The organism is Spirosoma arcticum (genome assembly GCF_054779955.1).
Window position 1 is genome coordinate 66,061 of record NZ_BAAGXG010000007.1, and the last position, 20,505, is coordinate 86,565.

At 53.1% G+C, this 20,505-nt stretch carries 18 protein-coding genes; 14 read left to right on the forward strand and 4 right to left on the reverse strand.

Going from position 1 to position 20,505, the window contains the following annotated elements; genetic code table 11:
- Positions 1-14 precede the first annotated feature (14 nt).
- On the reverse strand, positions 15-662 hold the full coding sequence (locus tag ACYVHB_RS17035; protein ID WP_461052973.1) for a LuxR C-terminal-related transcriptional regulator: 648 nt from the start codon (positions 660-662) through the stop codon (positions 15-17).
- Between the two features lie 268 nt (positions 663-930).
- Here ACYVHB_RS17035 and ACYVHB_RS17040 point away from each other — a divergent pair, with 268 nt between their 5' ends.
- Positions 931-1,482, forward strand: a complete 552-nt coding sequence (locus ACYVHB_RS17040) for a fasciclin domain-containing protein (RefSeq protein ID WP_461052974.1) — start codon at positions 931-933, stop codon at positions 1,480-1,482.
- Between the two features lie 65 nt (positions 1,483-1,547).
- Here the strand turns inward: ACYVHB_RS17040 and ACYVHB_RS17045 are convergent, their stop codons facing one another.
- The 3 genes from ACYVHB_RS17045 to metH form a co-directional block, all read right to left on the reverse strand.
- On the reverse strand, positions 1,548-1,997 hold the full coding sequence (locus ACYVHB_RS17045; protein ID WP_461052975.1) for a hypothetical protein: 450 nt from the start codon (positions 1,995-1,997) through the stop codon (positions 1,548-1,550).
- Positions 1,998-2,110: 113 nt separating this feature from the next.
- Positions 2,111-3,184 (reverse strand): AAA family ATPase, encoded by a 1,074-nt coding sequence (locus ACYVHB_RS17050; protein ID WP_461052976.1) that lies wholly within the window; start codon positions 3,182-3,184, stop codon positions 2,111-2,113.
- Positions 3,185-3,277: 93 nt separating this feature from the next.
- Positions 3,278-7,066, reverse strand: a complete 3,789-nt coding sequence (gene metH / locus ACYVHB_RS17055) for a methionine synthase (RefSeq protein WP_461052977.1) — start codon at positions 7,064-7,066, stop codon at positions 3,278-3,280.
- A gap of 256 nt (positions 7,067-7,322) precedes the next feature.
- Here metH and ACYVHB_RS17060 point away from each other — a divergent pair, with 256 nt between their 5' ends.
- The 13 genes from ACYVHB_RS17060 to ACYVHB_RS17120 all read left to right on the forward strand — a co-directional run bounded on the left by ACYVHB_RS17060 (position 7,323) and on the right by ACYVHB_RS17120 (position 20,436).
- Positions 7,323-8,207, forward strand: coding sequence for a Ppx/GppA phosphatase family protein (locus tag ACYVHB_RS17060; protein ID WP_461052978.1), 885 nt, complete (start codon positions 7,323-7,325; stop codon positions 8,205-8,207).
- A 52-nt stretch (positions 8,208-8,259) separates the two neighbouring features.
- Entirely contained in the window at positions 8,260-9,210 is a 951-nt protein-coding gene (locus ACYVHB_RS17065; RefSeq protein ID WP_461052979.1) for a GNAT family N-acetyltransferase, read from the forward strand.
- Between the two features lie 79 nt (positions 9,211-9,289).
- Positions 9,290-10,201 carry a hypothetical protein gene (locus ACYVHB_RS17070; RefSeq protein ID WP_461052980.1) on the forward strand — a complete coding sequence of 304 codons (912 nt, stop codon included), beginning with the start codon at positions 9,290-9,292 and terminating at the stop codon, positions 10,199-10,201.
- Between the two features lie 58 nt (positions 10,202-10,259).
- Entirely contained in the window at positions 10,260-11,276 is a 1,017-nt protein-coding gene (pseB, locus tag ACYVHB_RS17075; RefSeq protein ID WP_461052981.1) for a UDP-N-acetylglucosamine 4,6-dehydratase (inverting), read from the forward strand.
- Positions 11,277-11,306: 30 nt separating this feature from the next.
- Complete coding sequence (locus tag ACYVHB_RS17080; RefSeq protein WP_461052982.1) at positions 11,307-11,684, forward strand: DUF5618 family protein; 378 nt, start codon at positions 11,307-11,309, stop codon at positions 11,682-11,684.
- Positions 11,677-12,855, forward strand: a complete 1,179-nt coding sequence (pseC, locus tag ACYVHB_RS17085; RefSeq protein ID WP_461052983.1) for a UDP-4-amino-4,6-dideoxy-N-acetyl-beta-L-altrosamine transaminase — start codon at positions 11,677-11,679, stop codon at positions 12,853-12,855. The genes ACYVHB_RS17080 and pseC overlap by 8 nt, the downstream gene beginning before the upstream one ends.
- A gap of 30 nt (positions 12,856-12,885) precedes the next feature.
- Positions 12,886-14,541 carry a hypothetical protein gene (locus tag ACYVHB_RS17090; protein WP_461052984.1) on the forward strand — a complete coding sequence of 552 codons (1,656 nt, stop codon included), beginning with the start codon at positions 12,886-12,888 and terminating at the stop codon, positions 14,539-14,541.
- A gap of 25 nt (positions 14,542-14,566) precedes the next feature.
- Positions 14,567-15,256, forward strand: a complete 690-nt coding sequence (gene pseF / locus ACYVHB_RS17095; RefSeq protein WP_461052985.1) for a pseudaminic acid cytidylyltransferase — start codon at positions 14,567-14,569, stop codon at positions 15,254-15,256.
- Between the two features lie 61 nt (positions 15,257-15,317).
- Positions 15,318-16,337 carry a UDP-2,4-diacetamido-2,4,6-trideoxy-beta-L-altropyranose hydrolase gene (gene pseG / locus ACYVHB_RS17100; RefSeq protein ID WP_461052986.1) on the forward strand — a complete coding sequence of 340 codons (1,020 nt, stop codon included), beginning with the start codon at positions 15,318-15,320 and terminating at the stop codon, positions 16,335-16,337.
- Positions 16,331-16,852 (forward strand): GNAT family N-acetyltransferase, encoded by a 522-nt coding sequence (locus ACYVHB_RS17105; RefSeq protein WP_461052987.1) that lies wholly within the window; start codon positions 16,331-16,333, stop codon positions 16,850-16,852. The genes pseG and ACYVHB_RS17105 overlap by 7 nt, the downstream gene beginning before the upstream one ends.
- Positions 16,849-17,910 carry a pseudaminic acid synthase gene (gene pseI, locus ACYVHB_RS17110; RefSeq protein ID WP_461052988.1) on the forward strand — a complete coding sequence of 354 codons (1,062 nt, stop codon included), beginning with the start codon at positions 16,849-16,851 and terminating at the stop codon, positions 17,908-17,910. Before ACYVHB_RS17105 ends, pseI begins: the two co-directional genes overlap by 4 nt.
- A 78-nt stretch (positions 17,911-17,988) precedes the next feature.
- The gene (locus tag ACYVHB_RS17115) at positions 17,989-19,488 is read left to right on the forward strand and encodes a lipopolysaccharide biosynthesis protein (RefSeq protein ID WP_461052989.1); all 1,500 of its coding nucleotides are present in this window, start codon (positions 17,989-17,991) and stop codon (positions 19,486-19,488) included.
- A 105-nt stretch (positions 19,489-19,593) separates the two neighbouring features.
- Positions 19,594-20,436 (forward strand): class I SAM-dependent methyltransferase, encoded by an 843-nt coding sequence (locus ACYVHB_RS17120; RefSeq protein ID WP_461052990.1) that lies wholly within the window; start codon positions 19,594-19,596, stop codon positions 20,434-20,436.
- Positions 20,437-20,505: the final 69 nt, after the last annotated feature.

The window sequence follows — 20,505 nt, forward strand, 5'->3', positions numbered from 1 at the left end:
CCCCGGTTACTTCATTACAAGTCCACCAAGCCGTGCCGCATGGCTTTCATGACCATTCCAACGCGGGTACGAACGTTCATCTTCTGAAATACAACTTCGCGGTAGCCATCAACCGTACGCGGACTAACACACATTCGGTCAGCTATATCGTTGTAAGTTAACTCACTACATGCAAGTTTCAAAAACGTATGCTCACGGGCGTTGAGGTTAAAAACCGTTGCTGGCGCAACTGGTTTGGGAGCTGGCAGGCTGTGGCTGAGTCCTTCAATCAGGAAATCAGCATAACATGATCCCTGTTCCGCCACATCATGCAATGCCCGGCGTAACTCTGGCGAACGGCATCCTTTGAGCAGAACGCCCCGCGCTCCGTCATGAATCATACGGATAATATGCTCGTTGAGGTCAGTCATCGAGAGGGCTGGCTGACCCGTTGCCGGGCGAAAGTACCCGAACTGCGCGACTGTCTCGAAGTCAGCCGTTCTGGCCCTGTTCAGATCAATCAGGGCAATGTCGGGCAGGGGTCCTCGTTGGAGTCGGTTCAGCAGGTCGCCATCATTCCCGGCCATAAACAGGACGTCATAGCGATCAAATTTTTGGAGTAGGTCAGCGAGGACCTTAACCACCGAATGGTGGTCATCAGCGACGGCGACAGCGATAGGCATGGTATGGGTAGCAAGAAGGTTACAATCTGAAAGGTAGGGGGTTAGCTTCCTCTGCGCAATACCTTAATCAGGTGATTTTTTGGTCATTTGTCATTTTATTATCCAGAACGCGTTTGTCAGTTTGCGTATAGTAGCCGTTACCCGAACAGTTGATCGATAACAACATAATTTGTTCAACGATGAATCTAAACAATAACCTTAAACCGTATGTCTTCCCGTTGATTGATCACACATTCAATACACATTTCAACTAATTTCAAAGAACAACATGAAGACTTTCAAACTTATTTTTTCGATGATTTCGTTGCTGGCGATGAGCCAAGTTTCGTTTGCCCAGGAAAAGACGGTGACGGTTGGCGGTGCTGCTATGTATCCATCAAAGAACATTATCGAAAACGCGGTTAACTCAAAAGACCACACCACGCTGGTGGCGGCAGTGAAAGCAGCCGGTTTAGTCGAGACGCTGTCAGGTCCCGGCCCATTTACGGTGTTTGCCCCAACCGACAAAGCATTTGCAAAACTGCCTGCGGGCACGGTTGAAACGCTGGTGAAGCCTGAAAGCAAAGATGCGCTGACGGGCATCCTGACCTACCACGTTGTATCGGGCAAAATGAGCGCGGCTGATTTGATGAAAGCTATCAAAGACGGTGGTGGCAAAGCTACGCTGACAACGGTAGCTGGCGGTACGCTGACAGCCATGCAGAAAGGCAAGAAAATCATGTTGACCGATGCTAAAGGTGGTACGTCTACCGTTACCATCGCCGACGTGAATCAGTCCAACGGCGTGATTCACGTAATCGACACGGTCGTCATGCCGTAAGTGATATTTAGATTAAAGAGTACAACAAAAAAGACCGGTCAAACTGACCGGTCTTTTTTGCGTTTTCATGGATTAATCAACAGACGATCTGTTTCTTGTATGAGCCAATCTGTATCTACGGTGTACGGGTTGGCTTTGAGATAGGTTATCCAAAATGACAGGACGGTAACTGAGGGAGGATTGTACCGCCTGAGTTCCCGAAAAAGCTGGCCGAATTTCTGAGCGTTTGGGTCCTGTTTATCGCTCTTTGCTGTTTTAGTGAGATCGCACAGTTTATCGAGATCATCGGGCAAATCGAAATCCTTCAGGGACAAACCAGCGACATCGGCTGTGTTGAGAATCCATCTTTCCATGGCTGGCCTGATGATTATCAGATAATGGTGCTCACTTCCGTGTTTGTACAATTGTAAGAACTCAGCCTGCTCACACACAAGTTGACATTCGTCCAGATACTTGAGCACCTTCTTATCTTTGTCAATGATCCCAAGTGCAAAATCTCCCCTCAGCTTCTTCATGATTTTCTCCACGTTAGAGCAACCATGCTGGTGATTGTACCTGACTTGGGGAGGTACGAGCATTTTTACAAGTTTGGTGTCAATGTAGCATTCCGGAATTATATGCTGATCCATCAAGCCAAATACGATTCACCGTTGAAAAACAGATCAATTCCGTAGCGGTAAACTTCCTTGATCTCGTCTGTTGTCAACCCTTTGACCACAGTCTGACCATCTTCAAAATCAACCATGAATATGCCCAGATCGTCGAGTGCCCCACTTAGGAACTGCTCAACAATAAGTGGGCTGTGGGTAACGATGAAAAACTGATTTGTAGCAGACCGAATAACCTCCTGCGTAAACTCTGAAATGTAGGGCGGGTACGCATGAGCTTCCGGCTCCTCAAAAAGCAACACCGAATTTTGATTGGAAGCAACGGCGGTTTTGTAGAAGATGATGCGTTGTAGTGTGTCGGCGACGGACGAGTAAGGAAGGATGAAGACTGTATCCCCCTTGTCCTTCATTACTTTCAATGACCGACTTGCCCTATCAAGCACCAAGCGTAGACCATATTGCTGAAACCATTGGCCAAAATATTCTCTCAATGATGAAGAATGCTCCAGAACGTTAAGCAGATTATTACCGAATGGGGGGTTCAGAGAAGTTATCCAAGGGCGCACTACTCCTTGTTGAACGCCACCAGATTCCCTGAATACGTACCGCATAACATGATCTACAATTTCATAATTCTCATCAGCCGTAGCGTTATTCATTTTTAAGTCAGTGTCCAGTTCAAACTTAGTTTGCCTGTGGCGTCCTTGGACAGACTCAGATATATCCTCCGAAAGATTTTCAGATTTAGTGATGAAAGTTTCAAATTCCAGTGTGCTTTTCCCTGAACCTAAATTGATTTCGTAAACTAAAGTTTTTTTCAAGTCTCCGCTCAGACTTACGCTTACTCTGCAAGTCTGACCATAGTTGCCATCAAAGAATATCTCAAACGGATTACCTAACCTCACAAGGTCTGTCAACTTTTTTGAGCCTTCCCATATATACGGCAAACTGAATAGCGACAACGCTTCCAGCAAATTAGACTTGCCTACATTGGGCCGTCCCAGAAAAAGGTTGATCCGCTTGAAGCCTGTCAACTCTAAATGACGTATTGATTTAAAATTGTTGATCTCAATCTGGTCGATGAAATTTTCCATGCGAAACTAATCTGGAAATGATAGGCATAAATTAACAACAAAAAAGACGGTCGTTGGCGCAACCGTCTTTTTTCGGGAACGCAGCCAATCCGTCTACGCATCATAACTCAGCACGGGGGCCAGCCACTTTTCGATCTCTTCTACGGGCATATCTTTGCGGTGGGCGTAATCCAGTACCTGATCTTTGTTGATCTTGCCCACGGCAAAATACTTTGATTCGGGGTGCGAAAAGTAAAAACCGCTTACCGACGAAGCCGGGTACATGGCGTAACTCTCAGTAAGTTCAATGCCAATCTCGCCCGCGTTCAGCAGGTCGAACAGTTTGCCTTTTTCGGTGTGGTCGGGACAGGCGGGGTAGCCGGGAGCGGGACGGATTCCCTGGTAATCTTCTTTGATGAGTTGCTCGTTGCTCAATTTCTCGTTGGTGGCATAGGGCCAGAACTCTTTCCGGACGCGCTCGTGCATCCGCTCAGCGAAGGCTTCAGCCAGCCGGTCGGCGAGGGCTTTGACCATGATGCTGTTGTAATCGTCGTGGTCACGCTCGTATTTCTCCAGCAATGCTTCGATGCCAATTCCGGCCGTAACGGCAAACGCACCAATGTAATCGTCGCGGCCACTGTCGAGCGGGGCCACGAAATCGGCAAGGCACAGGTTGGGCAGGCCGGGCGCTTTCTGGGTCTGCTGACGCAGGAAATGAAGTACCGTTTTGGTATCGTAAATCAGCTCCCCGGCGGATGTCACGGCGGGCGAAACAACCTGGGCCGATTCGGCACGGGATATTCGGTACTCGACGTGACGGTGCGAACCGTGCCGCTCACAGGCAACGTCGCGAATCTGCTCTTCATAGTCGTGCAACAGTACGTCGTCATCGGCGGAGTTAGCAGGGTAGAAACCCACAACCGCTTTGGCAGTTAGCATTTTGTTGTCGATGATCTCCTGTAAGAGCTTTTTGGCATCGTTAAATAACTGCCGGGCTTCGGAACCTACAATGGCATCGTCGAAGATAGCGGGATATTTGCCGTGCAACTGCCACGTCTGGAAAAAGGGCGTCCAGTCGATGTATTTTGCCAGTTCGGCGATGGAATAATCGTTGAAATACTGATTGCCCAGAAATACCGGTTTCGTTGGCTCAAACTGGCTCCAGTCGATGGCAGTGCGGTTGGCGCGGGCTTTCTCGATACTGTGCAGGTTTTTCTCCTTCTGCCGTTTAGCGTGATCCGTGCGGAGTTTGACGTATTCGGCTTTGATCTCCGAGAAGATTAACTCTTTCGTCCCATCCGTTTCGCTCACGAGCCGCCCGGCAACGGGAACGCTCCGGCTGGCATCCAACACGTGAATAACCGGCCCTGAATAGTGTGGGTCTATTTTAACGGCCGTGTGAATCCGCGACGTGGTGGCTCCGCCAATGAGCAGCGGCATCGTGAAGCCCTGCCGCTCCATTTCCTTCGCCACGCCGACCATTTCATCGAGCGAGGGCGTAATCAGACCACTCAGGCCAATAATGTCAACGTTGTGTTCGCGGGCCGCATCCAATATTTTCTGAGTTGGCACCATCACACCGAGGTCGATGATCTCGTAATTGTTGCAGCCCAGCACCACCCCCACGATGTTTTTGCCAATGTCGTGCACGTCGCCCTTCACCGTAGCCAGCAGAATCTTTCCCGCATTCTGAGCTTCACCCCCTCCTTTCTCCGCTTCGATAAACGGGGTTAGGTAGGCCACGGCTTTCTTCATCACCCGCGCTGACTTCACCACCTGCGGCAGGAACATTTTACCTGCTCCGAACAAATCGCCGACAATATTCATCCCGTCCATCAACGGTCCTTCGATCACGTGCAATGGCCGTTCGACCTGGTGCCGAATTTCTTCAACGTCCTGGTCGATGTAGTCCGTAATGCCTTTAACAAGAGCGTGTTTGAGCCGTTCGCGAACGGGTTCGAGCCGCCAGCTTTCGTCCTTCACGACCTCTTTGCCTTTGGCTTTAACCGTTTCAGCAAACTCCACCAATCGTTCGGTGGCGTCGTCCCGGCGGTTGAGCAGCACGTCTTCGCAGCGTTCGAGCAAATCTTTTGGAATGCTGTCGTACACTTCCAACTGCCCGGCGTTGACGATGCCCATGTCCAGACCAGCGCGAATGGCGTGATACAGGAAGGCTGAGTGCATGGCCTCGCGCACAAGGTCGTTGCCCCGGAAGCTAAACGAAATATTCGATACGCCCCCGCTCACTTTGGCCAGCGGCAGGTTCTGCTTGATCCAGCGCGTGGCGTTAATGAAGTCGACAGCGTAGTTGTTATGCTCCTCCAGACCCGTGGCGACGGTCAGAATGTTCGGGTCGAAAATAATGTCCTGCGGGGCAAAACCGACTTTGTCGACCAGAATCCGGTAGGCTCGTTCGCAAATTTGGATGCGCCGTTCGTAGGAATCGGCCTGCCCATCTTCATCAAACGCCATCACGACGGCTGCTGCACCGTAGCGCCGAACAAGCCGCGCCCGCTCGATGAACGCGTCCTCCCCTTCTTTGAGCGAAATAGAATTGACAATGGCTTTGCCCTGCACACACTTGAGCCCCGCTTCAATGACTTCCCACTTGGAGGAATCGACCATGATGGGAACACGGGCAATGTCCGGCTCGGCGGCAATCAGGTTCAGGAAGGTCGTCATGGCTTCCACCGAATCCAGCATTCCCTCGTCCATGTTGACGTCAATCACCTGCGCGCCCCCTTCAACCTGCCCACGGGCAATGCTCAGCGCTTCGTCGTAGTTGCCTGCTTTAATGAGCCGGGCAAACATCTTCGAGCCGGTGACATTAGTGCGTTCGCCAACGTTCAGGAAATTGGTTTGCTCGGTAATTTTCAACGGTTCCAGGCCGCTTAATTTCTGATACGGTTCGGGTTCGGGCAAGCGCCGGGGTGGGTACTTAGCCGCTACGGCCGCAATGGCGTGGATATGATCGGGGGTGGAGCCGCAGCAGCCACCAACGATGTTGACAAAACCACTTTTGACGAAATCCTCGATCTGCACCGCCATCATTTCCGGCGTCTCGTCGTACTCGCCAAATTCGTTGGGCAGGCCCGCGTTGGGATAAGCCGACGTAAAAAACGGGGCTTCATTGGCAAGCGTCTGGATGTACGGCCGCATCAGTTCGGCACCGAGGGCGCAGTTCAGACCCACGCTCAGCAGGGGTAAGTGCGACATCGAATACAGAAACGCTTCGGTTGTCTGACCCGAGAGCGTCCGGCCGCTGGCGTCGGTAATCGTGCCGGAGACCATGATGGGTAGCGGTGTCTTTCCAACAAAATACTTATCAATTGCGAACAGCGCGGCCTTCGCGTTGAGCGTATCGAAAATTGTTTCGACCAGTAGCAGATCGGCCCCGCCATCGACCAAACCACTGACCTGCTCGTAATACGCATCAACTAACTGATCGAAGGTAACAGCGCGGTAGGCTGGGTTGTTAACGTCGGGCGAGAGCGATGCGGTGCGGTTAGTTGGCCCCATTGCTCCGGCCACAAAACGCGGTTTGTTGGGGTTCTGACGCGTGAATTCAATGGTAATTTCCTTTGCAATCCGGGCCGAATCGTAATTAAGTTCGTAGGCCAGATCCTCCATACGGTAGTCAGCCATCGCAATAGCCGTACTGCTGAAGGTATTGGTTTCGATGATGTCGGCCCCGGCGTCGAGGTACTGGCGGTGAATCTCCTGAATGACTTCAGGCTTGGTCAGCGACAGCAGATCGTTATTGCCCTGGAGGTCATGTGGCCAGTCGGCAAAGCGCTCCCCCCGGTAGTCAGCTTCAGACAGCGTGTATTGCTGGATCATCGACCCCATTGCGCCATCGAGCACAAGAATGCGTTCGTGAAGAAGTTCAGGTAATGTTTTCAAACTTTGTTGCCGTTAATGTACATCCTAAAGAGGTTCGTACGCTGTGGAATACAGGGAGGATCAAGTGATTTGGGCGCGTTCAGGAATGTTGACAAAAATACGCACCAAACCCTGATCGACAAAAATCCGTTACTTTGGGGACGAAAGGCCGACATAACCCGACTTACCGGCTGAACGATACGCACTGAACATTACTGCAACGGACGTTGACAGAACCCAGGCGCACTACATCCTCTTACTCTTTCGCTTTTCATACATGAAACTGGCAGCCATTGATATCGGTTCCAACGCAGCCCGTCTGCAAATTTCGACGGTCCTACACAACGACGACATCGTTAGCTTCAAGCGCGTTGAATACGTGCGATTTCCGCTACGGCTCGGCCACGACGTGTTTAATTTTGGTGCCCTAACACCCGAATCAGAGGCTCGAACCACCAAACTGATGCAGGTGTATAAACTGCTCATGGAACTGCACGAAGTGGAAGAATACATGGCCTGCGCTACGTCGGCCCTGCGTGAATCGACCAATGGGCACGAAGTCACCAAACGGATTGAAGCGCTCACGGGTGTAAAAATTCACATCATCGACGGTCAGAAAGAAGCCGAACTCATTAATAACGTCGTAGTTCAGGCGCTGGACGGTCGGCAGTTTTTGCACATCGACGTTGGGGGCGGCAGCACTGAACTAAATTTGTACGTAAACCGGGAGAAGATAAATTCCAAATCGTTCAAGATTGGTTCAGTACGACTGCTGGAAGGCAAGGAAATTAAGGGCGGCTGGCGCAGAATTGAGGATTGGGTTCAAGACAATGTTGACACCACCAAAGAGGTGATTGCCGTTGGCACGGGCGGCAACATCAGTAAATTGTTTAACCTGGCGTCCAAAACGTCGGATGCCAGCACGACACGGACCGAAATTGAACGCATTCGCAACTACATCGCCGGGTTCAGTCAGGAAGACCGCATCAACAAATTACGGCTGAACGCCGACCGCGCCGACGTCATCGTACCCGCTGCCGACATCTACATTTCGGTGATGAAGTGGGCCGGTGCCGAAGAAATCATCGTTCCCGATCTCGGTCTCAAGGACGGGATTATTCAGTTGGTGTATGCGCAGTTAATAAAAAAGAAACGGGCGTAGCTACCTGCTCAAACCACCCCCCACCCGAAATGAGTAACGCTGATCGAGCCGAATGAGGGATTACGCGATCTTGCGACAGCGAAGCCCAGCTGCGACTGCAATTCCGTTATTCAGTCAACCCGGTTTTTTCTTCAACAGCGCTGAACACCTCTGCCAGCAAAGCACCGGGCCTTTCTGCGTCATTACGGCGCTAAATCAGGTAACCCGGCAGGCCGACGCCCGATGCGCATTTTTTGTCGAACCCGGCCGTGCCAGCAGCCCGGCTGCCGCTCCCTTCGGCTCGATTGAGTTCATACCAACGTTGTCCGATTCTGTTTTGGGCGGCTTCATCGACGCGCTGATTGACGAAGCCCAGTCAACCGGTGCGTCTGTACTTCGATTTGTAAATTACCCGCATTGCTACGCCCCCGAACAGGCTCACCGACTCACGAAGCAACTTCTTCAACGGAGATTTTGCGTGGTAGCATCCAATTGGAATTCGTACCTGCCCGTCACCAGTGCCGCCTTTAAGAACGTCATTGAAGCAGCGGAACAACGACGACTGCGAAAATGCCAGCGGGCTGGATTCCGGTTTTCGCACTGGCGTTGCCCTAACGTTGATGAAGTCACGTCATTTTTGATGCAAACCCATCAGCAACGGGGGTACAAGCTCACCCTCCCACCCGACCAACTGAAAAAACTGCTCCTCACTTTCCCCGAACAGTTTTCCGTTTTCGTTGTCAAAGACGGCCCAACACTGGCTGCTTTAACAGTGACCGTGCGGGTCCGGGAAGACATTCTGTATAATTTCCTGCCCGCGTCCAATCCCGCCTACCACGCCCACAGTCCGATGGTGCTGCTGACGGATGGCGTGTTCGGGTATTGCCAGCAGCAACAAATCCGGCTGCTCGACCTCGGCGTATCGCTCGACGGAAACCATCAGCCGAAGCCCAGCCTGCTGCGTTTCAAACGCAACCTTGGCGCACTGGAATCGCCTAAACTTACATTCGAGAAGAGGTTTTAATACGGACTAGTCCGTGTTTAAACTCCCGTTTTTTTCGTTATTTTGTATAAAAAACAGCATACCGTCGAGTTCTGACTACATGGTCGAGTCTGGTTTTAATTCTGTTCGTCAATTCATAGATACGCTGTTCGCATCGCTGTTATCGCTGGTGAAAGTGGCTATTCGCGGGCGTCATGCCACCCGGTTGCCACCCCACCAACGGCCGGTTTGCTCCGTACTGGGTAATGGACCATCGCTGAACGAGTCGCTGACGGAACAACTCGACTTCATCCGCCAAACCGAGATCGTTTGTGTTAATAATTTCGCGCACTCGGCGGCATTCGCGCAGCTTCAGCCCCAGAACTACGTCATCTCCGATCCTAATTACTTCGTTTTCACCGAACAAACCACCGACCGCGACGACATTCGACGGACACTGTCCGTATTCCTGCAGCAGGTAGACTGGCCAATGATGCTCTACGTACCCCACTTTGCCAAAAGATCGTATCTACTGAGACAAATTGAGCGCGGCAATGCCAATATTCAGGTCGTGTATTTTAACTATACTGTCGTTAGCGGCTTCAACCAACTAACGTACTGGCTGTATGAAAAAGGATTGGGTATGCCACGGGCGCAAACGGTTATCATTGCGGCCCTGACGCTGATGGTCAACCGCAGGTTCGATACTATTTACCTGTTCGGGGCTGACACCTCCTGGCATGAGCAAATCCGTTTAGACGACCAGAACCAGTTACTAATCAAACAAATACACTTCTACGATAAACCCGCCGACGTGCGCCACGAACCCGTTTATTCGGATAAGTACCGGCAACGAACGTCGTCGATGTCATCGCAGTTTTTATCCCTGCACAACGTCTTCCGGGGCTACGAAGTCCTGCGTGACTACGCCGACCACCGGGGCGTTGCGATCCTGAATGCCAGCGCCAAGAGCTACATTGATGCGTTTGAACGAACAACAGTCAGGCCAGTTAGCGAGTCAGCCAGTCGGTGAGTGAGGCTAACTCATCAACTGACCAACTCATCAACTGGCCTGACTTACCAACTGAATTATGCTTGACTTAACCAATAAATCCATTCTGATTACGGGCGGCACCGGCTCCTTCGGCAGAAAATTCGTCGAGATGGTCTACCAGCGCTTTCCGGGTGTGAAACGCGTCGTTGTCTACTCCCGCGACGAACTGAAGCAGTTCGAGATGGCGCAGTTCTACCCGCAATCGCAGTACAAATCCATCCGTTTTTTCATCGGCGACGTGCGCGACGGCGAACGGCTCAAGCGAGCCTGCGAAGGTGTGGACATCATCGTTCACGCGGCCGCGCTGAAGCAGGTTCCGGCCGCTGAGTATAACCCGATGGAGTGCATCAAGACCAACGTTTTCGGGGCCGAGAACGTAATTAACGCGGCCTTTGACAACGGCGTCAAGCGCGTGGTGGCGCTCTCAACCGATAAAGCAGCCGCACCCATCAACCTCTACGGAGCCACCAAACTCTGCTCCGACAAACTTTTTGTAGCCGCCAACAACATGAAGGGCAGCCGCGATCTGCGGTTTTCAGTCGTGCGTTATGGTAACGTAATCGGGTCGCGGGGGTCGGTCGTGCCGTTCTTTTTGGACAAGCGGAAGGACGGCGTTCTGCCCATCACTCACCCCGACATGACGCGGTTCAATATCTCGCTCGAAGAAGGCGTCGAGATGGTTTTTCACGCGCTCGAACACGCCTGGGGCGGGGAAATTTTTGTCCCTAAAATACCGTCGTACCGCATCACTGACGTTGCCGAAGCCATCGGCCCCAACTGCGAACAGAAGTTAGTTGGCATTCGGCCGGGCGAGAAACTTCACGAAGAGATGATCACCGAAACCGACGCGCTCAGTACCGTCGAGACGGATAAGTATTACGTGATTACCCCCGCTACGCCCACCTGGAGCATGGACGATTACATAAAAGCGTTCAACGGCCGGGCCGTCGAGATGGGTTTCAAGTACAACTCCGGCACCAACACCGACTGGCTGAACGTGGAGCAGCTACGGGAACAGATCCGGCAGCACGTTGACGCTGATTTTAGTGTTTAATCATTATCTAAATCAGACAACCCCACCAATATGAAACCGACTGAGGAAGCACGACGCTACATTGACAACACCCGTGAGATTTTGCGCGACAAGGCACGCAAAGAAGACGACTATTACCAGGATGCCAAATACGTTAAAATGGCTGGGAATACGGCCTATTCTGGCATTCTGGTGGCACTGGATTACCTGTTATCGCCCAAGAAAAAGGGACGTAAAGATATAAGCTGGTACAAAGAACAACTGGCCACTTTGGACAAGAAAGTATTGGGGGCTTTTGTTAGTGCCTACGACACGTTGCACTTATCGTTGGGCTACGATGGCAATCCGAGTGCGAAAGTCGCTCAATCCGGTTTAGACGATGCGGAGACCATCATTTCCTGGGTTGAAACCCGAACGGCCGATGCCTGAAAATCTCATACCCTACGGACGCCAGCACATTACGGACGACGACATTGCGGCCGTGACGGAGGTGTTGCGCGGGCCGTTTCTGACGCAGGGACCGCACATTGCCGCCTTTGAAACGGCGTTTGCCAGCTACATCGGGTGCCAGTATGCGGTGGCAGTGGCCAACGGCACGGCCGCGCTTCACCTGTGCTGCATGGCATTAGGCGTGCAGGAGGGGACGCGCGTTATTACCACACCCATTACGTTCTCGGCCTCGGCCAACTGCGTTCGCTATTGCGGGGGCGAGGTCTATTTCGCCGACATCGACCCAGCCACGGCGCTGATCGACATCGACGCCGTGCGGGTGCTGCTCGATCAGCACCCAAAAGGTCATTTTTCGGGCATCATTCCTGTCGACTTCGCGGGGTATCCGGTCGATATGGCGGCTTTCCGCGAACTGGCCGACGAACACGGGCTGTGGCTGCTGGAAGACAGTTGTCATTCACCGGGTGGATTGTTCAGCGATTCAACCGGGAGGGAACACCGCTGTGGCGATGGCTCATTAGCGGATCTGGCTATTTTTAGTTTCCACCCCGTCAAGCATATCGCGGCTGGGGAAGGGGGTATGATTACGACCAACAACGAAACCCTGTACAAGCACCTGCTCCGGCTGCGAACGCACGGCATTACCAACAAACCCGCTGAGCTGAACGAACCCTACGCGGGCGAACCCGAACGGGGGGGCTGGTACATGGAGTTGCAGGAACTGGGCTATAACTATCGCCTGACTGATTTCCAGGCCGCGTTAGGAATGAGTCAGTTAAGTCGCGTCGATGCCATGCTCGACCGTCGGCGCGAAATTGCCAAACGCTACGACGTGGCCTTTGCCGGAACCAGCGTAACGACAATCGTGCCACCCGCTAACATAGGTCATGCCTATCACCTCTACGTTGTTCAGGTAGACGACCGCAAGGAGCTGTACGACGCGCTACGAATCCGCAACATCATGGCGCAGGTGCATTATGTTCCGGTGCATCTGATGCCTTACTATCGGCAATTTGGCTGGAAACCGGGTGATTTCCCCAACGCCGAGCGCTACTACGCCCATTGCCTGAGCCTGCCAATGTTCCCGACGCTGACCGACGACGAGCAGGAGTACGTGATTGCCGCCGTATTGGAGTTTACGAACGGGTAATTAGTATTTGCTGTCCTTCATTTTCCTATCATGGAATCTACCGTCGCCGTACTACTGCCCCCCGCCCGCCCGCTTCGACAATGGTTGGGGATTGGTTTAGCGGCCACACCGGTAGCTTATTATTTCATTGTCCTAATCTGGTTTGCGTACGACATGCCGTATATGGACGATTACCCGGTGCTGGTGGATTTCCTCAATAAACTACCGGACGCGTCGACGGGAGAACGGTGGCGACTGTTGCTGGAACAAAACAATTTTCACCGGGTCGTTTGGGTCAAAGGCATTGCCTGGCTGATGTATGCCCTGACGGGGCACGTCAATTTTACCTTCTTGCAATTATTGGGCAACGCATCACTCCTGCTCGTGGGGTGGCTGCTGTACAAGGCATTGCCAAAAGTTCGTGCTGACTACGGATTCTCATCGCTGATGTCCTTCCTGCCCGTTCTGTTTTTTCTTTTCCAGTTTCAATCGTGGAACAACGCTTTTTGGGCGATGGCGGCCATGTCGAATCTGTGGGCACCGGCCTGGGCGTTGCTGGCGTTCTGGCTGGCGAGTCGTCAGCGCGAAGGCTGGGCGTTGCTGGTGGGTGTACTGGCCCTGCTGACGAATGGCAACGGTATTCTGGTATTACCCCTGCTGCTGATGGGCTTTGTATTCAGGCAACATTGGCGCTGGGCTGCGGTGACAATGGTGCTGCTTGTACTGGTTTACGGTTTGTATTTTTCCGGGTACACCAATCCATCTGGAATCTCACTCACGAGTCTGTTTGATCCGGTAACGTTTGCGCATTTACTGGCGTTGGATACAGCGTTTTTGGGAGCCATGTTTTACCATCCGGCTGTTCACTGGTTACCGCAGGCAGTTGGCTGGATCACCGGCATGTGGACGGTTTATCTGCTCGTCTCACGCTACGACCGAACCAACCCAACCTTGTTCTGGATGCTGATTTTCCTACAATTGACGGGGTTGATGCTGGCCATTAACCGAATTGACAATCCGGTCGACGTGATGTTTGCATCACGGTACAAAAACGTTACCGCTCTGGTCGTTGCCGTGACGTATCTAACCATAGTCGATAAATTGGTCAGGCAAAAACACCAGGGCGCTCTTCGTTGGTTTGTACTTCTTGCCGGAGCGGTATCGGTGAGTATGTGCGTCATCTCGAACGAGACTTACTTTTCAAAAATTGTCCGATTCCGGGAATTGAAACAGACGGATCAGGTGCTGTGGGAACGGTACGGTATCATTCGCGGATGCAGCCCGGTCTACGAGCCAGCCCGCCAATTGAGCCAACTGTCGACGGCCGGTATTTTTCGGCCTGAGCCGTTGACGCTGGACCAACTAACGTCGCGGGAGATTGCCCTGACAGTCCCCACGCCCAATACTGAAAAATTGGTTTATACACTCAACATCAACCGACGCGACGGCGACTTTCTAATCATCAGCGGGTTTGCTAAAATTGACCAGCAAAAGGCAAATTTTAATGATACGTTTCTGGCGGTTGAATCGCCGGAGGGCTGGCGTTTTTTCACGACGTTGTTCCACCAGCGGCTCGACAACGATGACTCACTGAACAATAAAGATACCGGCTTCACCGCTATCGTTCCCTTATCGGTTGCGGGAAAATCCGCCCGGTTAGGTCTGCTGGTAAAATCGGGAGGAAAAACGGCCTTTCAGCCCTTATGACACTGGCTGTGTAGTCAAAATCACTATGAGCAACATCGCCATCATCACCGCCCGAGGTGCCAGCAAACGTGTTCCGCGCGAAAATATCCGGCCGTTTCTGGGAAAGCCGGTCATTGCCTACTCCATTCAGGCGGCACAAACTGCGGGTCTGTTTTCCGATGTGATGGTATCGACCGACGATGACGAGATTGCCGACATTGCCCGGCATTGTGGGGCGACAGTACCGTTTCTGCGCAGTGCCGAAACGGCCGGTGATTTCGCCACTACCGCTGATGTGCTGCGCGAAGTTTTGGACCAGTACCAACGGCAGGGACAGGTTTTCGAGTATGCCTGTTGCCTGTATCCCACCGCGCCGTTCGTTACACCCAACCTCCTCCGGCAAGCCTTTTCGATGCTAACTAATCACAAATTTGATACGGTGTACCCGGTACAGCGGTTCGGCTTTCCCATTCAGCGGGCGGTGTCGCTGCACAGTCAGCGGGTGGAGTGGCTTCAGCCCGAGCACGCCCTGACGCGGTCGCAGGATCTGGAACCGGCATATCACGATGCGGGGCAGTTTTACTTCTTCAATGTAGCCGCTTTTCAGCGCAGCCACCGCCTGATTACGGACAACTCAGGTGGGGTGGTGATCAGTGAAATGGAAGCCCACGACATTGACACGGAGAACGACTGGCGCATGGCGGAATTAAAATACAAAATGAACGATGCAAAATGAATACTGTACAATGGGGACAACACGCGGGCCTGGACCTTGCTTATTCATTCTGCATTAAGTTATGAAGAACCTCATTTTTCGCGCCGACGGTAACCCACAAATCGGGATGGGGCATGTCATGCGCTGTCTGGCGCTGGCGCAAATGCTGGGTGGGGCGTTCCGGTTTGCCATTGTCCAGCCTGCCCCCGAAGTTGTTCAATTGATTGAAGAAGCCAACGGAACAGTCGTGCCGCTGGTAACTACTGACAGTGCTGATTTTCTGGCCGCTACGACACCCGACGACGTAGTGGTTCTGGACGGTTACACGTTTGGTGAAATGGCCCAGCGGAGTGTACGCGAACGGGTTGCAAAACTGGTGTTTATCGATGACTTGATGATCGGTCATCAGGTAGCCGACGTCGTAATCAATCACGCGGGCGGCATCACCGAAACCGATTACGATGCTGACCCGTACACGGTATTTTGTCTGGGACCGCATTACGCCCTGCTTCGCCCGGAATTTCTACGTCCCGACAGCTTCGGTGCCGCCCCCGCTGACGGTCCAATTTTCGTTAATCTGGGCGGTGCTGACCCGCACAATACGTCGCTGACGGTGCTGAAAGCGATCCGGCAGTCCGATGCAACGCGGCCCGTGCATATTGTTTTGGGGCCCTTTCACCCCAACTGGGCGGCTATTGAAGCGTTTCAGTCTCAATTGCCAAACCTCACGCTTCTACAGAATCTGAGTGCCGCAGCAATGGTTGCTGAGTTGCAGCAATGTAGTTTGGCTATTACCGCCTGTAGCACCATTGCTTACGAAGTGTGCGCCGTTAATCGGCCGCTGATCGCTATCGTTACTGCTGACAATCAGGACCGACTGGCTCAGTTTCTATCTGAAGAAAAGCTGGCGTTGTCGGTTAATTTCCCAAAATTACTGAGTCAACTGACTCCGTCAATTGGTTTGGATACGGCCCTCCGACTATCCATTCAGTCGGCTGAATTTTCACCCGATGCGGTGATGAATACGTTAGCCAACCAACGGCGACTTTTCGACGGTCGCTCGCCCGAACGATTCCGGACCTTGTTCTATAATCAATGCTAACCCACCGCCCCGCCCAACCCGCCGACGCACAGCTTTATTTCGACTGGGCCAATGACCCCGACACCCGGCGGCAGTCGTTCAACAGCAACCCGATTTCGCCCGAAACGCACGCGGCCTGGTTTACCCGCAAACTCACCGACTCAACTGCGCTACTGCTGATCTTCGAAAATGAAACTGGCGAAGCCGTCGGACAGGTACGGTTCGAGCGGACACCTGTCGCCGACATGCCGGACGAAATCATTATTGGCGTGTCGGTCGATGCCAGGCAGCGGGGTAAAGGGTTGGCGAGTCAGCTCATTGAACTGGGTTGTGCAGCTTGCCGGAAGCAGTGGGGTGCAGTGACCATTCACGCTTACATTAAACCCGACAATCAGGCGTCGGTGCGGGCCTTCGAGCGGGCCGGTTTCAAATTGTCGGGCGAAAGCGGTAAATTTGCCGGTCCAGGCCAAGCCAGTTCAGGCCGGGTCAGTCCAGGCGGGGAGACGCCAAGTTTAGTTTATACGCACGTAGAATGAGCAGTACTCAACCGATTCAGGTTGCCCACCATACCATTAGCCCGGCGCATCGGCCGTTCGTTATTGCCGAGATGTCCGGAAATCATAACCAGTCGCTCGACCGGGCGCTGGAAATCGTAGACGCCGTGGCCGATGCAGGTGCCCACGCCCTCAAACTCCAGACCTACACGCCCGACACCATCACGTTCAATGGCGCATCGGAGGAGTTTTACATCCGCGACGCCAAATCGCTCTGGGCCGACAAAAATCTGTACAAGCTCTATCAGGATGCCTATACACCGTGGGAATGGCACAAACCGATTTTCGATCACGCCAAAAAGCGAGGCATGATTGCTTTCAGTTCGCCCTTCGATACCACAGCGGTTGATTTTCTGGAATCGCTCGACGTACCGGTTTATAAAATCGCATCGTTCGAGAACACCGATCACATCCTGCTCAAACGCGTCGCTCAAACGGGTAAGCCCGTCATTATGAGCACCGGCGTTGCGTCCGTAGCCGACCTCGACGAATCAGTAAAAATCCTGCGTGAAAATGGTTGCCGCGACTTGGTACTGCTCAAATGCACCAGTACGTACCCGGCCACGCCCGAATCGACGAACCTGCGTACCATGCCGCACATGCGGGAGTTATTCAACGTGCCGGTCGGCCTGTCCGACCACACGATGGGCATCGGGGCGGCCGTGGCAGCAGTGGCGCTGGGCGCGGTGGTGCTCGAGAAACATGTGACGCTGCGCCGGGCCGACGGGGGCGTCGACTCAGCGTTTTCGCTGGAACCCGACGAACTCAAAAATCTCGTGGTCGAAACCGAACGGGCGCATCTGGCCATGGGTCAGGTGAGCTACGTACTGACACCGAAAGAGTGCAAAAGCCTGCAATTCAAACGGTCGCTGTACGTAGTTCAGCCTATGAAGGCAGGCGAACCCTTCACGCCCGACAATACGCGCAGCATCCGCCCTGCCAACGGCCTGCACACCCGCTATTACGACAACATCATCGGCAAAACCGCCACTCAGGACATCGACGCCGGAACAGCGCTGGCGTGGGACCTTATCAAATGAATAATGCATAATGAATAACGAAGTGTCCACGTGACAACTCATTGTGCATTGTGCATTACGCATTATTCATTCCTTTTAATGGGTATCATCAAACGGCAGACGATTCAGAGTTCGATTTACGCTTACGCGGGCGTGGCCGTAGGATTTTTGACACAGGGAGTTTTCTTCCCGAATCTCTTCAGCAAGTCAGAAGTTGGCTTGCTCTCGCTGCTGATTGCCGTGTCGCAGGTGCTGGTACAGGCGTCCAATTTAGGGGTTAGCAACGCGGGCGGGCGGTATTTTCCGTACTTCCGCAACGCCGACCGGCAGCACAACGGCTATCTGCTCATCACCACGCTTACCACGCTTACCGGCTTTGGCCTGTGTGTACTGGGGCTTTGGCTGAGCCGACCGTGGGTAATTGCGCAATACGGAGCGCAGTCGTCACTGTTCGTCGATTATTACTACCTGCTTATTCCGCTAACCCTGTTCACCGCCCTTTTCGCCATCTTCGACAACTACGCCCGGCTGCTCTACGACCCCGTCACAGGCACGATCCTGCAACAGTTCGTGCAGCGATTACTGGTCCTGTTAGCGGGGGGTTTGTACTGGTTCGGCTGGGTCACGTTTCCGCAGTTTATGGGCGTATGGCTACTGGCTTTCCTGCTGCCGATGGTGCTGATGACGGTTAGCGTTGCCCGCGACGAAGCGCTATTTTTCAGCCGACACTATGTATCAGTCAGTCCGCAACTGCGTCGAAGTGTAGCCCGTTATGCCGTACTGACGCTCACCTCAGCCCTGTCTACGCAGATTATCTGGACCATCGACAAAGCCATGATCAGCACCACGACTGGGCTGGCCGACACGGGCGTTTACAGCACCGCAGCGTACTTTGCGGCCGTCATTGCCTTGCCCGCCACCACGCTCTACAAAGTAGCGGGAGCGCTCATTGCCGAATCGTGGAAAGCCAACGACCGGGCTAACATCGGGATGATTTACCGAAAAAGTGCGCTCAACCAACTTATAGCGGGCTGTTTGGTCTTTGTGGGTATAGTTGTCAACTTGCCGAGTCTATATACGTTGTTGCCGACCGGTTACGAAGCAGGGTATTACGTAATTTTGTGGCTCGGTTTAGGCAAACTAATCGACATGGCGACGGGCGTGAACGGTATCATTCTGGCAACGTCACGCTACTACGCCTTCGACACGCTGCTGTTTGTGGTGGTCGTTTTCGTTACCATTGCGGCTAACAAGTACCTGATTCCGCGTTATGGAATTAACGGAGCGGCTGCCGGGGCCGCGCTGGCGACGTTTCTGTATAACTTTGCCCGGACGCTGCTCGTCTGGCTTGCGTTCAGGATGCAGCCGTTCTCGTGGCGGAATGGGGCAGTGGTGCTGGTGACCGGGGCTGTGTGGTACGTAACGGAATTAGTGCCTCACAACACGGGCATCTGGTGGCGAGTTGGAGCCGACGTAGCGGTGCGGTCAGCCGCCATCACAGTCCTGTTTCTGACGGCGATGTATGTGTTGAATATATCACCCGATGCCAATGAGTTGCTGAATGGCGTTTGGAAGCGGGTAAAAAATAGGGGTTTTTAATAGGTTATAGTTTGTGGTTGGCTGACACCTTAGATGCGCATCAGCCAACTACAAACGGCACCGGCCGCCCGGCACAAACTATAAACCACCTTAACTAACTGATTAATGCGAGAACTCCTGATTCAACTGTTTGGTATCGACACGCTGTACAAAGTACGAAAGTCGCCCGTCGTTAACTTTCTGCCCCGGCTGCAACAGGCCAGCCGGAGTTATAATCACCGCTACGGTCAGATTCTGCGCTGGGGTATTGAGTCGCGTGAGGATACTAATTATACTTACGAACTGACGGAGGATAATCTACTTTACCTCGCGCATACGGTAGCAGTGGTAGCGGGCGTCGAACCCGAAACGGTACAAAATTACATTCGCGAAGCCCAGACCGACGAGTCGCTGCGTGCGTATATCCTGGAAAAAACCCGAATGTCCTCCTACCGGCGCGTGGCCGATCTGCGCGTTGAATTTGGCCGCCGGTTGGGCTGGTACGCGCTGGTGCGGCTGCGCAAGCCCGCCGTGGTTATCGAAACGGGTGTCGACAAAGGGTTGGGGGCAGTTTTGCTCTGCTCCGCCCTATTGCGCAACCGGGCGGAGGGCGCACCCGGCCACTACTACGGCACCGACATTGCCACCAAAGCAGGCTATTTGCTCGATGGCCCCTATCGAGAAGTTGGTGAGGTACTCTACGGCGACTCGATCACCAGTCTGCGGGCCTTTAACGAACCTATCGACCTATTCATCAATGATAGTGACCACTCGGCGCAATACGAGCACGACGAGTACCGCGTGGTGCTGCCCAAACTAAGCCCAACCGGCATTATGCTGAGTGATAATGCCCACGAAACGGGCGTGCTGGCCCGGCTATCGCTGGAAGTGCATCGCAAGTTTGTGTATTACCAGGAAGTTCCCAAAGACCACTGGTACCCCGGCGCAGGCATTGGGTTTTCCTATTGACTATTCACCCCACTCCTCTCCTTGAAAAAAGAGGAGGGGCTTCTGGACCCGGAGGTTTTAGCCCCTCCT

Bases quoted from the DNA above. Each gene is read 5' to 3' on its own strand.
- ACYVHB_RS17035 (WP_461052973.1), bottom strand. From the start codon at position 662: ATGCCTATCGCTGTCGCCGTCGCTGATGACCACCATTCGGTGGTTAAG.
- ACYVHB_RS17040 (WP_461052974.1), top strand. From the start codon at position 931: ATGAAGACTTTCAAACTTATTTTTTCGATGATTTCGTTGCTGGCGATG.
- ACYVHB_RS17045 (WP_461052975.1), bottom strand. From the start codon at position 1,997: ATGAAGAAGCTGAGGGGAGATTTTGCACTTGGGATCATTGACAAAGAT.
- ACYVHB_RS17050 (WP_461052976.1), bottom strand. From the start codon at position 3,184: ATGGAAAATTTCATCGACCAGATTGAGATCAACAATTTTAAATCAATA.
- ACYVHB_RS17060 (WP_461052978.1), top strand. From the start codon at position 7,323: ATGAAACTGGCAGCCATTGATATCGGTTCCAACGCAGCCCGTCTGCAA.
- ACYVHB_RS17065 (WP_461052979.1), top strand. From the start codon at position 8,260: ATGAGGGATTACGCGATCTTGCGACAGCGAAGCCCAGCTGCGACTGCA.
- ACYVHB_RS17070 (WP_461052980.1), top strand. From the start codon at position 9,290: ATGGTCGAGTCTGGTTTTAATTCTGTTCGTCAATTCATAGATACGCTG.
- pseB (WP_461052981.1), top strand. From the start codon at position 10,260: ATGCTTGACTTAACCAATAAATCCATTCTGATTACGGGCGGCACCGGC.
- ACYVHB_RS17080 (WP_461052982.1), top strand. From the start codon at position 11,307: ATGAAACCGACTGAGGAAGCACGACGCTACATTGACAACACCCGTGAG.
- pseC (WP_461052983.1), top strand. From the start codon at position 11,677: ATGCCTGAAAATCTCATACCCTACGGACGCCAGCACATTACGGACGAC.
- ACYVHB_RS17090 (WP_461052984.1), top strand. From the start codon at position 12,886: ATGGAATCTACCGTCGCCGTACTACTGCCCCCCGCCCGCCCGCTTCGA.
- pseF (WP_461052985.1), top strand. From the start codon at position 14,567: ATGAGCAACATCGCCATCATCACCGCCCGAGGTGCCAGCAAACGTGTT.
- pseG (WP_461052986.1), top strand. From the start codon at position 15,318: ATGAAGAACCTCATTTTTCGCGCCGACGGTAACCCACAAATCGGGATG.
- ACYVHB_RS17105 (WP_461052987.1), top strand. From the start codon at position 16,331: ATGCTAACCCACCGCCCCGCCCAACCCGCCGACGCACAGCTTTATTTC.
- pseI (WP_461052988.1), top strand. From the start codon at position 16,849: ATGAGCAGTACTCAACCGATTCAGGTTGCCCACCATACCATTAGCCCG.
- ACYVHB_RS17115 (WP_461052989.1), top strand. From the start codon at position 17,989: ATGGGTATCATCAAACGGCAGACGATTCAGAGTTCGATTTACGCTTAC.
- ACYVHB_RS17120 (WP_461052990.1), top strand. From the start codon at position 19,594: ATGCGAGAACTCCTGATTCAACTGTTTGGTATCGACACGCTGTACAAA.